Source organism: Acinetobacter sp. BMW17, from assembly GCF_001592855.1.
GTDB classification, from domain to species: Bacteria; Pseudomonadota; Gammaproteobacteria; order Pseudomonadales; family Moraxellaceae; genus Acinetobacter; species Acinetobacter johnsonii.
In genome coordinates this window covers 123,737-138,115 of record NZ_LSOD01000045.1, presented here as the reverse complement: position 1 = coordinate 138,115, position 14,379 = coordinate 123,737, and the positions used below count along the sequence as shown (strand labels likewise).

Below are 14,379 nucleotides of genomic sequence, written 5' to 3'. Positions count from 1 at the left end.
TTGTCTGCAAGTTCAGGTTATTTATCTCGACGGACAAAGACATAAGCTAAGAGAAGATTGCTATTAAACCATTACGGATGAGTATTTTCAGTTGGGTTTGGATTATTTCTATATTGGCTTGGGCTCATTTGATACTGTCGTTTAAAGCTTTGGCTAAAAGCCGTTTCTGAGTTGTATCCGACCCGATGTGCAATTTGCTGAATTGTACCTTGTCTATTACGCAGGTATTGGGCGGCTAAACGCAGACGGTGTTGTTGCAAATAAGCCAAAGGGCTAGTGCCTAAAATTTGGCTAAACAATGTGGCAAATTTAGACCGTGACATACAACACTGTTCTGCAAGGGACTCAACTGTCCAAGGCTGTGCAGGTTCCGCATGAATTTTTGCAAGTGCATTGGAGAGTTCAGGATGAGATAAAGCACTCAGCCAATTGTTCGAGTCTTGCAGCGCATCAATATAATCACGTACACATTCAATCAATAAAATACTCACCAAATGATCCAAAATTTTGTCACGACCCGGGCGTATGCGTTGGACTTCTAGAGCGAGAAACTGCAGCCCAATTTGCAACCATTCAGGAACCGTGCTGAGATCTTTGTGTTGAAGGTGAATAAATGCGGGTAAGGCCTGTACCAACGGACGCGCCATAATTGGGTCCATATGTGCATGTAAGGCCAAGATCACGGTTTTTTGTTGTGTCGCATCACTACCAAAAGAGACTTCTTTGTGTTGGTTTTGGGCAAATAAGTCAGAAATATTGAATACTTCCAATAGTTGGTCGGTGGTTGAGGAGCGACACTCATGACTTGGCCCCGAAGGGAGTAAGATCAAGTCTCCGACTTCAGCAACAATAATTTGTTTAGCATCTAAACAAATGGTGAATTGTCCTTGAAGTACCGCATAGGCCATCATGGTGGATTGCTCGGTGTAGCGAAAAGCCCACTCACCGTGCGGTTTAAGGTAGAGGTACTCAGATTGGTTGAGGTGTATATCTTCAAAAATTTTACTTAAAGCATCCATACTTTACGGTTTCTAGTCTTTATTTCTTGGGCTTAATATTTGATTTAGGGTCAATTTTAGTCATTTCAGGCCAAGGACGATTACGCTGTTTTCTTGGACGTTAGCAACTGTTCTTTATGTCCCATTTCTAGAAATATAAAGGCATAACAAAAAAATTGGAAGAATAGTAATGAATGCATCAGTGAAAATGACGAATGCTAGCGTGGTCGTCAAAAATGCAGCAGGGATCGATAAAAAGCGTTTTGGCTGGTTATTGAGTCCTGGGCTTCCTGTGATTGGCATGGGCATTTTAGCGGGCTATCATTTTGGCCCGAAACCCACCAAGAAAATCTTCGCTTTGGGTGGGCCATTGCTACTGCATGTCATTATTCCTGCGGTAGATGGTTTGGTCGGTGCAGATGAAAATAACCCTACGGATGATGAAATTAAGGTCTTGGTAAATGACCCGTACTATGACCGTATTGTGAAATTATTCATTCCGCTACAAATGGCAGCCAACCTGTTTGCAGGTTATGTGGTGACTCGCCAAAATGTATCGATGCTCGACCAAATATTATTGGGCATTTCCATGGGAGCAATTAATGGAGTAGCAGTAAATACAGCACATGAGCTGTGCCACCGTCCTAAAAAATCAGATCATTATTGGTCACACATGACTTTAGCGCCGTTGGTCTACAACCATTTCCGCATTGAGCACCCTTATGGGCATCATAAACGTGCTGCAACACCAGAAGATCCCGCTTCATCGAAAATGGGCGAGACTTTTTATGAGTTTTGGCCGCGTACCGTTTTTGGTGGGTTGAAGTCGGCTGTTGAAATTGAACATAAACGCCTAAAACGAAAAGGACTGTCTTTCTTCTCCAAAGAAAATGAACTATTTCATGGATGGGCGATGAGTGCTGGTTTTCATGCAAGCATGTTGAAGTTGTTTGGTAAAAAAGTGACGCCATATCTAGTGACACAAGCATTTTATGGCGTGAGTCTGTTTGAAATTATTAATTATATCGAACACTACGGTTTAAAGCGTAGCCAAAAAGAAGATGGCAGCTATGCGCGAACCATGCCAGAACACAGCTGGAATAATAACAATATTGTGACTAATTTATTCTTATACCAGTTACAACGCCATTCAGATCATCATGCCTATCCAACCCGCCCATTTCAGGCCTTAAGACATTTTGATGAAGCCCCTGAGCTACCGAGTGGTTATGCCACCATGTTAATTCCAGCGTTAATTCCAAAGCTGTGGTTTAAAATGATGGATCAACGAGTGTTCGATCACTACGAAGGTGATTTGACCAAAGCCAATATTTTGCCAAAGCGCCGTGCTCAAATCTTTAAGAAATTTGGATTAAGTGCTGACTAAACTGTGATATTTTACCGATAACAAGCTGAATACATAGTTGACATCGAACTTACAGTCATTGATTCGTTGAGTGCCTGTAAGTTCGATGATCATGAAAGGTGTACCGCTAAACTTTCTTTTTGAATAGGCATATAATGCCGAGTATGTAGTGAAAATATTGAACAGAAATGACACCTGCAACCAAACTTTTAAAAGCCAATAAAATCGTTTTTTCTATTCATGAGTATGAACATGATGCCAATGCAAAAAGCTTTGGGCTTGAAGCCGCGGAAAAATTAAATCTACGTGTCGAAGAGGTGTTTAAAACACTGTTGGTGACCGATGAAAAAAACTATTTTGTTGCGATTCTTCCTGTACACCATCAGTTAAATTTGAAAAAAGTTGCACAGGCAGTGGGGGCAAAAAAACTAAAAATGTCCGACCCTAAAGATGCAGAACGACTGACCGGTTATTTGGTCGGTGGGATTAGTCCTGTTGGACAGAAAAAAAGGTTAAAAACCGTGATTGACCAAAGCGCAGTACAGTTGGAAAAACTCTATGTCAGTGGGGGGAAGCGCGGCTTAGATATCGGTTTAAAACCGCAGGATTTAGCAAAAGTACTTTCAGCCACTTTTGCTGATGTACTGGATGAATAAAGAGCAGTGGCGTCTTCGCTGCTTTATCTATATTAATTTAGTCTTGAGTTCTTTTTAGCATTAATTTGAGCACAAATGAAAGCCCATTCAGGTGACTGAATGGGCTTTTCCTTATGAAATATAGGGGAATTTTATAGTTCGAATCAATTATAAATTCATAAACTATCATTTAAAGCTATGGTGTAATTTTATATAGGATTTATTAGAAAAACTGATTAAATTTTTAAAATTATTAAAAAACAATGATATATGTTGGTGTAGTGCGTATGTTTTCAAAAATAAACAAAATTGCAAATATAAATGATAATAATTACTATTAACATGATTTCTGCAGCGTTGGCCAACGTGAACACCTTTAAGAAACATAATTACATGAAATGAGCTTGGAATAAGCTTTAAAAAGAGGAAATGGTCAGATGAAAGAGCTAGCCAATCGCTTGGCGATGCAGCATCTTGTCAATGCATACTCACAAGAAACAGGCAAGGTAAGCTTGTTTGAGAAGTATCAACAAAATTCAACTCAACTCGCGTTTAGCCAAGGTTTGACGCTGTTATCTTTGCCACTGAGTTTAATCCAAGCACAGCTTTTTGTTCCGTTAAGCTATGTCAGTCGTGTTGGGCGACATCGTATTGCGGCTTTACTGCAAATTTTTCAAAAAGGCCAAAAGCTTAACTTTAGCGCAGCAGCCATGGTCAGTCTGTTACTAGAAGAGTTAGTGCAACAATCCGAAGGCCATGTTGATGCAGCATCCTTGGTTGAACGTTGGATTCAAAGTCGTGATGCATTACAACAGTTTTTAAATATTCGGGCAGAGAATTTTGATGCGCTCGTACAACTTGAGCAAAGTTTTATAGAGTCTGAACAGGCTTTGATTTTAGGTCATAGCATGCATCCCGCACCGAAAAGCCGAACAGGTTTTGTCCATGAGGACTGGCAAAAATATTCACCTGAAGCTTGTGGTCAGACCCAGCTGCATTATTGGCTGGTGGCACCTGAATATATTGCAGAAGGAACAGCGCTTGAGCAGGTTTTTTCAATACAACTTAAACAAGAAATCAAATGGCATTTGTCTGAATCGGAACTTGAAACCTTAGCTGCATATGCACATTACAAACTACTACCACTGCATCCATGGCAAGCCCGCTATTTACAAAGTAAAGCATGGTTTAAAAGTTTAAAGGCTAAACTGAAAATCATCGATTTGGGCGAAAAAGCATGGATATTGTCACCAACCACTTCTGTACGCACCTTGGCGAGCTTTAACGCGCCGTGGATGCTGAAACCATCACTTTCAGTGATGATTACCAATTCTATTCGCGTCAATTTAGCAAAAGAATGTCACCGCGGTGAAATGACGCATCGACTTTGGCACAGTGAGTTAGGGCAAAGTATCTTAAAGCAATGTCCAACTCTAAAAGCGGTGAATGATCCTGCGTGGATTGCACTTCAGGTCAATGATGAAATCATCGATGAAACGATTTGTATTGTGCGTGATCAGCCTTTTATTCCCGAACAGCAAGTCACGTGTATTGCTTCATTGTGTCAGGATCATCCCGTAGAAGAACGTAATCGTTTTAATGCATTATTTGATCAAATTGCTTCTCAACAAAATTTAGATGATAAAGCGAAAATTGCTCTTGATTGGTTTAAGACCTTTTTAAACATCAGTTTGAGCCCACTCATGTACGTCTACCATCGTTATGGTATGGCCTTTGAGTCGCATCAGCAAAATGTCTTGGTTGAGTTGAAAGATGGCTGGCCACAGTGGCTATGGCTACGGGACAACCAAGGTTTTTATTATATAGAAGAACTCGCAGATGAAATTTTACAACAATTTCCAGAACTGAATGATAAAGCCCATGCGGTAGGTTCAAAGGCTTTTGTCGATGAGCGTTTTAGTTATTATTTCTTTGGCAATACCTTGTTTGGCATCATCAATGCCATCGGTGCAACAGGTTTTGTTAGTGAGCAAGATTTACTGTCTATTTTACAGCAACACCTCTTTGACCTGTTGAAGCAATATCCAGAGAGTAGTTTGATTCAAAGTCTGTTGTATCAACCAACGCTGCCTTATAAGGGTAACTTACTGACCCGTTTATATGAACTGGATGAATTGATTGCACCCGTTGAAAATCAGTCTGTTTATGTTCAGTTAGCCAATCCGCTGTATATCAAACAAGAGGATGCTCTCTATGCTTGATTTTATTGCGATTGGCCTGGGGCCATTTAACTTAAGCCTTGCCAGCTTGCTGCATGAAAAGACTGAATTGCACTATCTATTTTTTGAAAAAAAAGCGCAGTTCGACTGGCATGCAGGTATGCAACTTCCCAATACGGTCTTGCAAGTTCCATTCATGGCGGATTTGGTGTCGATGGTCGATCCGACCAGTCCGTTGAGTTTTTTGAATTACCTAAAATCGCAGCAGCGCTTATATAAGTTCTACTTCCTTGAGCAGCCCCATATTCCGCGCCGTGAATATAACCATTATTGCCAATGGGTGGCAGATCAACTGGCCCATATACAGTACCAGTCAACGGTGAAGGCCATTTATGCCAAAAGCGAAGGTTTTGAGGTGGTGGTTGAGCAAGGCGGGCGTTTTATTCGTTACTTGTGTCGAAACTTGGTGATTGGTTCGGGCAACCAGCCTTATGTACCTGAATGTCTGCGTAAGTTACAACAACAAGTGCCTGAAAAATGTATTCATTCAGCGGAGTACTTAACCCATAAAAAAGGCAAGCTCAAAGGCAATGTTGTGGTCTTAGGCTCAGGACAGTCTTCTGCTGAAGTCTTTTTAGATTTGTTTGATCAGCAGTATCAACATGATGGTGTACCAACAGTTGACTTCAAGTTGCATTGGCTGACGCGTTCCAATGGTTTTTTCCCGATGGAATATACACCCTTGGGATTGGAACATTTTAGTCCGAACTACACCCAACATTTTTATAAACTCTCAGAAACACAAAAAGCAGCGCAGTTAAAAGATCAAGGCTTGCTGTACAAAGGCATTAGTGCCAAAACCATACGTGAGATTTACCAAAAACTTTACCATCGTAGTATTGCCTCTGCTACACAAGCAACACATTTGCATGCACAAATTCAGTTACTTGATGCTGAACTACTGGAAAGTCAGCAGATTCGCTTGAGCCTTGAACATACCGTAACCAAGCAACGTTTTTATATGGATGCTGATTTTGTGGTGGCATCTACAGGTTATTACAGTCCTGAGTTTTCATTTTTAAAATACTTAAAGCCCTTGATTGCAACAGATCAAGCGGGGCGTTGGAAAGTGAGCCAAGACTATCGCTTGCAGCATACAGCAATGGGTGAAATTTATGTGCAAAACCAAGAAATGCACAGTCATGGCGTAGGTACACCAGATTTAGGCCTAGGCGCATTTCGTGCTGCAACCATTGCCAATCAACTACTGGGTTATCAGCTTTATGAGCTGGACAGCAATGAACAGACTTTTCAGCATTTCAGACCTGAACAGAACCCTGAAATGTATGTGCAGCATGACACATCCACTACACGAACAGCTGCTTTAGCATCATTTAGTTCAAAATCAAAAAATATTGAGCAGCGCAAAATACAAACAGGGTCACATCCCTCTATGCAGCCTTATACATTCGAGAAAATCATATGAGCTTTGCACAACTTCAAGTGAATCAGAAACAGTGGCGCTTGGCAGGACAGCGCTTAATTGAAATGGCGATTGCTGAATTTTTATATGAAGAAATTATTCAAGTGACCCATTTAAAGGATAATCGTTATCAGCTCATGTTGGATGATCAAACCTATACTTTTAAAGCACAAAACTATTTATTGGGACATTGGCAGATTGAGGAGGGTTCAGTACGTGAGTTGAGCGTGGCTGAAGACCTGCCTGCATGGAACTTACATACTTTTATTCGCGCGTTTTCAAATCAAACCGAAGTTAAGCCTTTTACCAAGGCATATCTTATCAAAGAAATGAACAATACGTGGTTAGCCGAGGCGCATTTATTTGATGAACGTCGTTTAAGCAGTGAAGCAGCATTGACGGCATCGCATCATGAAATTGAAGGTATGCTCCGCGGTCATCCGTGGTTGATTATGAGCAAAGGTCGTATGGGTTTTGGTTATGACGACTACTTAAGTGCCGCTCCTGAACTTTCGCCAACGGTAAAAGTGCTGTGGCTCGCGGTGCATCGTGATTTGGCTGAGTTTCGTTCTACCGAGGAGTGGCAAGCAGGGAGACTTTATCAATATGAGTTGGATGCAGAAGAGTTAGAGAGCTTTGAACAACAGTTACATGAGAGAGGCTGCTCTTGTCATGACTATTTCCTTATTCCAGTACATGCATGGCAGTGGCATCAATGGTTAGTGCCAACCTATGCCAATGAAATCGTGGATCAGCGCATTATTGAATTAGGCGTTGGGCAAGATGACTATGTACCTATGCAGTCAATTCGCACGCTTTGCAATATCAGTCAGTCTGAGCGTCATTATGTCAAATTACCTGTCAGTATCTTCAATACTGCGGTGTATCGTGGGTTGCCGTCTAAACGAAACTTAGCAGCTCCAGCCGTCACAGCTTGGTTAAAGCAGATTCAATCTCAAGATCCAGACTTGAAACAGTCAGGCGTTGCATTTTTAGGTGAAGTGGCAACTTTGACTATTCATCAGCCATGTTTTGATCAGATTGAAGGTGCGCCGTATCAGTTTAAAGAACTGTTTGGATGTTTGTGGCGTGAAAGTGTAGACCCACTGATTGGAACAGGCGAACAGGCACTTTCTCAAGCGGCTTTATTACATCGAGACATCAACGGACAGTCGATATTAGCCGTGTTGATTCAGGCGTCGGGTTTGAGTCCATTACATTGGTTAAAACGCTTTGCCGAGGTATCAGTCACTCCACTCTTAATCTGCTTGTACAAATATGGCTTGGCTTTTTCTCCACATGGGGAAAACACCATGCTCATTCATGCCAATGGCGTACCGCAGAAAATGGTGCTGAAAGACTTTATTGATGATGTCAATTTGGTTGATGAAGACTTTCCAGAATTGGCCAGTTTACCTATCGAAGGGCAAATTTTACTGCGTCATCCTGCGCATGAACTCAGCCATTTTATTTTCACTGGACTGTTTATGGTGCATTACCGTTATATCTGTAATGTATTCCTACAAGACTACCCTGAGCATAGCGAAGTTGAATTTTGGCAAACCATTTCATCGGTCATTGATGCTTTTCATCAGGCGCATCCAGAGTTGGCAGAACGCATTGAAAAATTTGCCATGTTTAGGGCCGAATTTGAAAAAATTTGTTTAAACCGAGTGCGTCTATTTACCACCAGTTATAACGATGAAGCAGAACGTCCTGTCCCAGTATTTTTAGATCCAATTGCCAATCCTGTCAGCTCTGAAACCTTAAAACGCTGGTCAGAGCAGGTATCCAAGTCAACTGATGATACAACCACAAAGCGTATCGCATCATAAAACACTCAAAAATTAGCAGGCTACCATATGAAAACACTTTCACAGCAACTTCCCGATTTTTACGAATACTATGAGAATGAGACGCAATTTTACTTGCGCCAAGTACAGTATCCACAGGACTTAGCACTGTTACATAAATGGATGCATGAACCTCATGTTATTCCACAGTGGCAGCTGAATAAGTCTGAAATTGATCTTGCGGTGTATTTTGAAAAAATGCTGGCCGATGACCATCACCGTTTGTTGATCGTTGGGGTGGATGGACAGGATGTGGGCTATACCGAAATCTATGAAGGCAAGCGTGACCGTCTAGGACGTTATTACGATGGTGATGATTTAGACCTCGGTTGGCATTTATTGTTTGGTGAAAAGTCGGCTTTCGGTAAAGGCTACTTGCGTCCAGTGATGCGGCTATTAGGTTTTTATATTTTTGAAAATGCACCTTCCGACAAAATTGTCGGGGAGCCTGACCACACCGTTAAACCTTATGCCGCAGTAGTGGAAGAAATGTGCTATGAGGCGCAGCGCTTGATCCCGATGCCTGAAAAAACGGCCATGTTGTATTACTGCTTTAAACAAAAATTCTATGAAAAATTTGGAGGGTATTTAACTGATTCAAATGCATTTATGCAAAACCATAACCCACTCAATAGGACTGAGGAACTTACATGAGCTATAGCTCAGAACATATACAAATCATGGATATGCGCTTTTCAGCGCATGTTACTGTCGCCGAATTTGAACAATGGCTCAGTCAAGTCGAACGTTTTTTCTTAAAAAAACAGAACTTTGTTTTGGTCATGCAAACCGAAGTCGGTACGGAATTTCCTGAGGAATATCGCCAACTGCAAGCGATTTGGTACAAAAAATACAAACAACTTTTTTTTCAATACTGCTTGGGTCTGGTTCGAATTGCACAAGACCCAACCGATCAAGAACGACTGAATACACCTTCATTGCATGCTGCATGGCGGGTGCCTTACTACGTCACACTTGATCATTCTGATGCACTGCAATGGGCAGTGCAGAGGTGGATATGCAAAACCTAAATACACAAAGAGCAACACGCCAAATCTCAGCTTTGAGCTTAGCCGTTGTCATTGTTTTATATCTGGCACATGCCTTGCCTTTGTATTTTTACAATGTGGCATTGCCCGCTATTTTGCGACATCAGGGGGTAGATTTACGTTGGATTGGAATGCTTTCGCTGCTTTATATTCCATGGGCGTTTAAGTTCTTATGGGCGCCACTCATTGACCGACTTTATCTCAAGAAGTTAGGTAAACGAAAAACATGGCTGCTCTTTACACAAGTAGCCCTAGTACTTGGGGTATTGGCCTTGGCATTTACCCAGTTCTCTTATGGGCTGGTGGTGTTTGTTGTGATTGGCTTGTGGATTTCAAGCTTTGCGGCGACTCAAGACATTGCCATAGATGGTTATACCGTAGAAACCTTTTCAGCATCTGAATATCGTCTAGGCAGTATGGCTCAGAGTATAGGGGTCGCTTTGGGGAGTATGTTGGGTGGTGCAGCGACATTATGGCTATATCAATATTACGGTTGGGAAAGCGCATTGGTGTGTTTAGCACTCATGACCGCTTTAACGATGTTTGCTGTTTTTTATATTCAAGAAAATGCAAACGAACAGACGAATATCGCTAAACAAGCCCCAAGCTTAATCCGTGCTTTTAAACGACCAGAGATTCTATCTGCCTTGGCACTGATCCTGTGTTATCGCGTGGTTGAAGCACCTGCAATGGCGATGCTCAATCCAATGCTGATTGACCAGAAATGGACGCTTGCCCAAATTGGGGGGCTGATGTCTGTGATTGGAGCAGGTGTTGGTTTGTTGGCGGCTGTGAGTGCCGCATTTTTATTGAAAAAAATTCAGGCTACACAGTTGCTCATTTGGGCGGGGTGGTGCCGAACAGCATTGTATGGGGCGATTGGCGCAGCCATTATTTTGGGTTGGTTAAACCAGTGGCATCTGCTCTTGGGGGGATTTGTCATTGTCATGCTTGCGATTCGTTATGTCGCGATGACTTCGTTATATGCCTATTTCATGCAAAGCAGTTCCAAAGAACAGGCAGGCACTGATTTCACCATTTTAGTGTGCTTTGAGCTACTGGTTTATTTCATCGGGGGAGCCGCATCGGGCTTTTTAGCCAAAGCACTTGGCTATGGCAATTTTTATGTGGTGTTGGCGGTTGCGTCTGTAGTCAGTGTACTACTGAGCCAATACATCATTACACGTCATCAAAAAACTCAACAAAAACTGTTGAATCAAGAAGTTTAATAAAAGGAAAAAGAAATGAACCGTTTTATGTTACCTATGCAGTTGACTTGTTTAACACTGGCTGTATGTACACAGTTATATGCTCAAGATAACGTTCTAACAAATTCAGCAAGTCAGACAAGCGGTGTTGAAGCCCAACAAAAAGAAACCACACAACTTGCACCGATTGTGATGACAGCAACCCGCTCTGCAAAGAGTATTGCGGACATTGCAGGCACTGTTTATAGCATCGATCAAGCTGAAATTGAGAAACAGGCCAATGCTGGCAAGAGCATTGCCGATATTTTGGGAACACTGGTTCCATCCCTTACACCGAGTAGTGGAACAACATCAAACTATGGCATGACCATGCGCGGTCGTGTGGTGCAATACATGATTGATGGTGTGCCACAAACGGGTTATCGCGATGGTTCACGCCAATTAAATAGCATTCAACCGTCTATGATTGAACGTATTGAGGTGGTTTCAGGGGCGACCAGTATTTATGGCTCTGGAGCAACAGGCGGGATTATTAATATTATTACTAAACGTGGTGGTCAAGACCCAATTAGCTTTGAAACTAAAGTTGGGGTGACGGCGGGTAATAACTTTAAAGCTGATGCTATGGCTTATGAAGCATCACAAAGTGTCTTATTTAATCAAGGGGCATTGCAAGGAGCCTTCGGTGCAAGTTATACCACACGCGGTGAAATTCAGGATAGCCATGGCAACCGCATAGGACCTGAGGTTGCGCAGACTGACCGTCAAGATACGGACACATTGGACCTCAATGGTCGTTTGACGTGGAATATTTCAGATGAACAAAGTTTAAGTTTTGGTGCACAATATTTTAATGATGAACAAGACAGTGAGTATGGACCTGACTATGGTCCAGATTTAGCTTATGTAAAACGAGACCCGACCTATACAGCCAGTCTTGCAGCAGTTAAAGGCATGCAACTTGAGACTCAACCTCAAACTGAACGCTATGCGTTTAATACACAATATGAAAATCAAAATGTATTGGGTCATACCTTAAATGCCGAAGCGTATTATCGTAACGAACAGGCGCGTTGGTTTCCTTCAGCACAAGCCATGGGTGGCGGTTTATACCTCGTTTATCAATCGGAAACAGATATTGATGTGTACGGTGCGCGTGTTGCTTTGCAGAAACAGTTTGATTTAAATGGTCACAATTTGGGACTCAGCTACGGCATTGATTATGAAAATGAACAAGATGAACAAAATATTCAAATGTATGATAGTGCTGCATTTGTTGCCAGCAACGGGCTAAATTATAAACCTTTTAATTATTATGCCTTTGGACCTGATGTAGAAACAGAAAAGTTGGGTACTTTTGTGCAAACGGACTTTGATGTAACGGATCGTTTAGGTTTAAAAGCAGGGGTACGTTATGAGCGTGTAGAAAGCCAAGTAGATGAGTCGACGCCGTATATGGAAGCAATTACAGCGGACTTGCAGCCAGGCTACCAAGCCAAAACTTTAAATGGTGGTAAGGTAAAGCATGATGCGACATTATTTAATTTGGGCGCGCTTTATCACTTAACAGATGCTCAACAAATTTTTGCAAACTTTTCTCAAGGATCAAATTTACCTGATATTCAACGTATGCTTCGTGATGTACCCGCAAGTTTTACTGTGAATAGTCAAACTATTGATCCAATTAAAGTCAATAACTATGAGCTGGGATGGCGTGTACAAGCTGCAAACGGTTTAAATGCGAGTGTCACCACTTTCTATAATGACTCAGATAAAAGTTTAAAATTTGGCCGTCCCAACTACACGATTGAAGTACTAGATACCGATGAACGCGTTTATGGTGTTGAAGGAAATCTGTCATATCGACTACAGCCAAATTGGACAGTGGGTGGAACCATGGCCTACACCCGCGGACAATTTAAAAATACCGCAGGAAAGTGGCAAGAGCTAGACGCAATTCGTGTTGCACCACTGAAAGGTACAGCATTTTCTGAATGGCAGTTTAACAACGATATGAGCCTGCGTGTTCAAGCACTCGCTATCGGTGGTACAGATAAAGCCAAAAAAGATGCTGAAAAATACGGTTCAACGGTTCCTGCTGAAATTAAAGGCTTTGCAACGATGGATGTGATTGCCAATGCAAAAGCAGGTCCTGGTACTGTTGGCTTTGGTGTGTATAACGTTTGGAATACGGACTACAAATCAGTCTATAGTCAAGCGGTGGAGTCAGTTTATGGTGCTATTTCAAGCTTAGCTGCTCAAGGTCGAACCTATGGTTTGAGCTACACATTAAAATATTAATTGCACAACCAGAAGAGGTAGCGTTCAGCTACCTCTTTGCTTTGTAATCTCGCCTTAAGAAATGGTTTAAATAATAAAATGAATAGCAATAACAAAATCTTTATTGCAGGCAGCCTTGCCAATGGCGCTTGTTTTTCGATGATTTTACATTTACTGGCACCGTTTATTCGGCAACTGGGGCTGACGGAACTGCAAGGTGGAGCGTTGGTTTCGGCTGGTGCTTTGGTGATGGCCATTTCAGCTATTTATATTTCTAAACAAACTCAAAAATTCAGCATTTATCAATTGTTAAGTATCGGTTTTATCGGTATGGCGATCACTTGGGGCTTATTTGCGGCGGTACTCAGTTATGGGCTGAGTTATGCCATTTCATTTGCTGCTTTGTTTAGTTTATTGATATTGACCCGTGCCAGTACTGGCTTTTTTATGGCGATGCCACAAATTGCGCTGCAGAGTTATGTCATGACGGCTTTTCACAGTGAACAGGAACGTAGCCAGAATATGGCGAAGTTTGGCGCGCTGAACAGTTTAGGTGTGGTGATAGGTCCTTTAGCGACGACATTATTGCTGACATGGAGCATGTTGACACCGTTGTGGGGTGCAGTGGCTATTTTAACAGGTATGGCGGCTTGGATTGTACTGGGCTTTCAAGGGAAGCAAGCATCACAGACACAAGAACGGGACGAAACCACGGCTAAATTACAAGACGTGTCTACAGAAAAGCTGCAATGGTCAAAGTTAGGGATTTGGTTATTGCTGGGCTTTAGCTTATATGTCGCTATTGTTACCCTGAATTTAACTGCGGGTTTTTATATCCAAGATCGATTCCATTTTGATACCTACCAAAGTGCAATGTATTTTTCTCAGTGTTCATTGATTGTGGGGATAGCACTGGTTTTGATGCAACTGGCGATTTCAAAATGGTTTAAATGGTCAATTAAACAATTACTTTGGATCGGTCTTGTGACGATGGTTTTAGGTTTATTACTTTCACTGAGTGCCAGTCAGATTTGGACTTTCCAAGCAGCTTATATTTTTTATGGTATCGCCGTGGCCTGTTTAATTCCAGCTTTTACCACGGGGGCAGCCCAAACCGCACCAGCCACGCTACAAACTAAAATTGCCAGTTTATGCACAGCTACGCAAGCACTGAGTTTCGTTTTTGCACCTTTACTAAGTACAGGCTTATATCAATGGAATCAACATTTACCCTATTATTTTCTATTGGCGTTGATGACGGGGCTGATGCTGTACTTTAGCTTTAAACACATACAAGCCAACAAGGATTTAAGTAGCATGGCTTGAG

11 protein-coding genes are annotated in these 14,379 nt (G+C 41.9%); 10 read left to right on the top strand and 1 reads right to left on the bottom strand.

The genetic code is table 11. The features are described 5' to 3' along the window. Positions 1–71: 71 nt before the first annotated feature. Positions 72–1,019: an AraC family transcriptional regulator gene (locus AXW61_RS14480; protein ID WP_062034862.1), complete on the bottom strand. Its 948-nt coding sequence runs from the start codon at positions 1,017–1,019 to the stop codon at positions 72–74. Positions 1,020–1,188: 169 nt separating this feature from the next. Here AXW61_RS14480 and AXW61_RS14475 point away from each other — a divergent pair, with 169 nt between their 5' ends. The 10 genes from AXW61_RS14475 to AXW61_RS14430 all read left to right on the top strand — a co-directional run bounded on the left by AXW61_RS14475 (position 1,189) and on the right by AXW61_RS14430 (position 14,378). After that, complete coding sequence (locus tag AXW61_RS14475) at positions 1,189–2,385, top strand: alkane 1-monooxygenase (RefSeq protein ID WP_062034861.1); 1,197 nt, start codon at positions 1,189–1,191, stop codon at positions 2,383–2,385. Positions 2,386–2,552: 167 nt separating this feature from the next. Continuing rightward, complete coding sequence (gene ybaK, locus AXW61_RS14470; RefSeq protein ID WP_062034860.1) at positions 2,553–3,020, top strand: Cys-tRNA(Pro) deacylase; 468 nt, start codon at positions 2,553–2,555, stop codon at positions 3,018–3,020. Positions 3,021–3,436: 416 nt separating this feature from the next. Next, positions 3,437–5,221 carry an IucA/IucC family protein gene (locus tag AXW61_RS14465; RefSeq protein WP_062034859.1) on the top strand — a complete coding sequence of 595 codons (1,785 nt, stop codon included), beginning with the start codon at positions 3,437–3,439 and terminating at the stop codon, positions 5,219–5,221. Beyond that, on the top strand, positions 5,214–6,665 hold the full coding sequence (locus AXW61_RS14460; protein WP_062034858.1) for a SidA/IucD/PvdA family monooxygenase: 1,452 nt from the start codon (positions 5,214–5,216) through the stop codon (positions 6,663–6,665). Before AXW61_RS14465 ends, AXW61_RS14460 begins: the two co-directional genes overlap by 8 nt. Next, complete coding sequence (locus tag AXW61_RS14455; protein ID WP_062034857.1) at positions 6,662–8,497, top strand: IucA/IucC family protein; 1,836 nt, start codon at positions 6,662–6,664, stop codon at positions 8,495–8,497. The genes AXW61_RS14460 and AXW61_RS14455 overlap by 4 nt, the downstream gene beginning before the upstream one ends. 27 nt (positions 8,498–8,524) lie before the next feature. After that, on the top strand, positions 8,525–9,169 hold the full coding sequence (locus AXW61_RS14450) for a GNAT family N-acetyltransferase (RefSeq protein ID WP_062034856.1): 645 nt from the start codon (positions 8,525–8,527) through the stop codon (positions 9,167–9,169). Beyond that, positions 9,166–9,546 carry a hypothetical protein gene (locus AXW61_RS14445; protein ID WP_062034855.1) on the top strand — a complete coding sequence of 127 codons (381 nt, stop codon included), beginning with the start codon at positions 9,166–9,168 and terminating at the stop codon, positions 9,544–9,546. Before AXW61_RS14450 ends, AXW61_RS14445 begins: the two co-directional genes overlap by 4 nt. Then, the gene (locus tag AXW61_RS14440) at positions 9,534–10,793 is read left to right on the top strand and encodes an MFS transporter (protein ID WP_062034854.1); all 1,260 of its coding nucleotides are present in this window, start codon (positions 9,534–9,536) and stop codon (positions 10,791–10,793) included. Before AXW61_RS14445 ends, AXW61_RS14440 begins: the two co-directional genes overlap by 13 nt. Before the next feature lie 15 nt (positions 10,794–10,808). Next, positions 10,809–13,073 carry a TonB-dependent receptor gene (locus AXW61_RS14435; RefSeq protein ID WP_062034853.1) on the top strand — a complete coding sequence of 755 codons (2,265 nt, stop codon included), beginning with the start codon at positions 10,809–10,811 and terminating at the stop codon, positions 13,071–13,073. Between the two features lie 78 nt (positions 13,074–13,151). Continuing rightward, positions 13,152–14,378 carry an MFS transporter gene (locus AXW61_RS14430; protein ID WP_062034852.1) on the top strand — a complete coding sequence of 409 codons (1,227 nt, stop codon included), beginning with the start codon at positions 13,152–13,154 and terminating at the stop codon, positions 14,376–14,378. The last annotated feature ends 1 nt before the right edge of the window (position 14,379 follow it).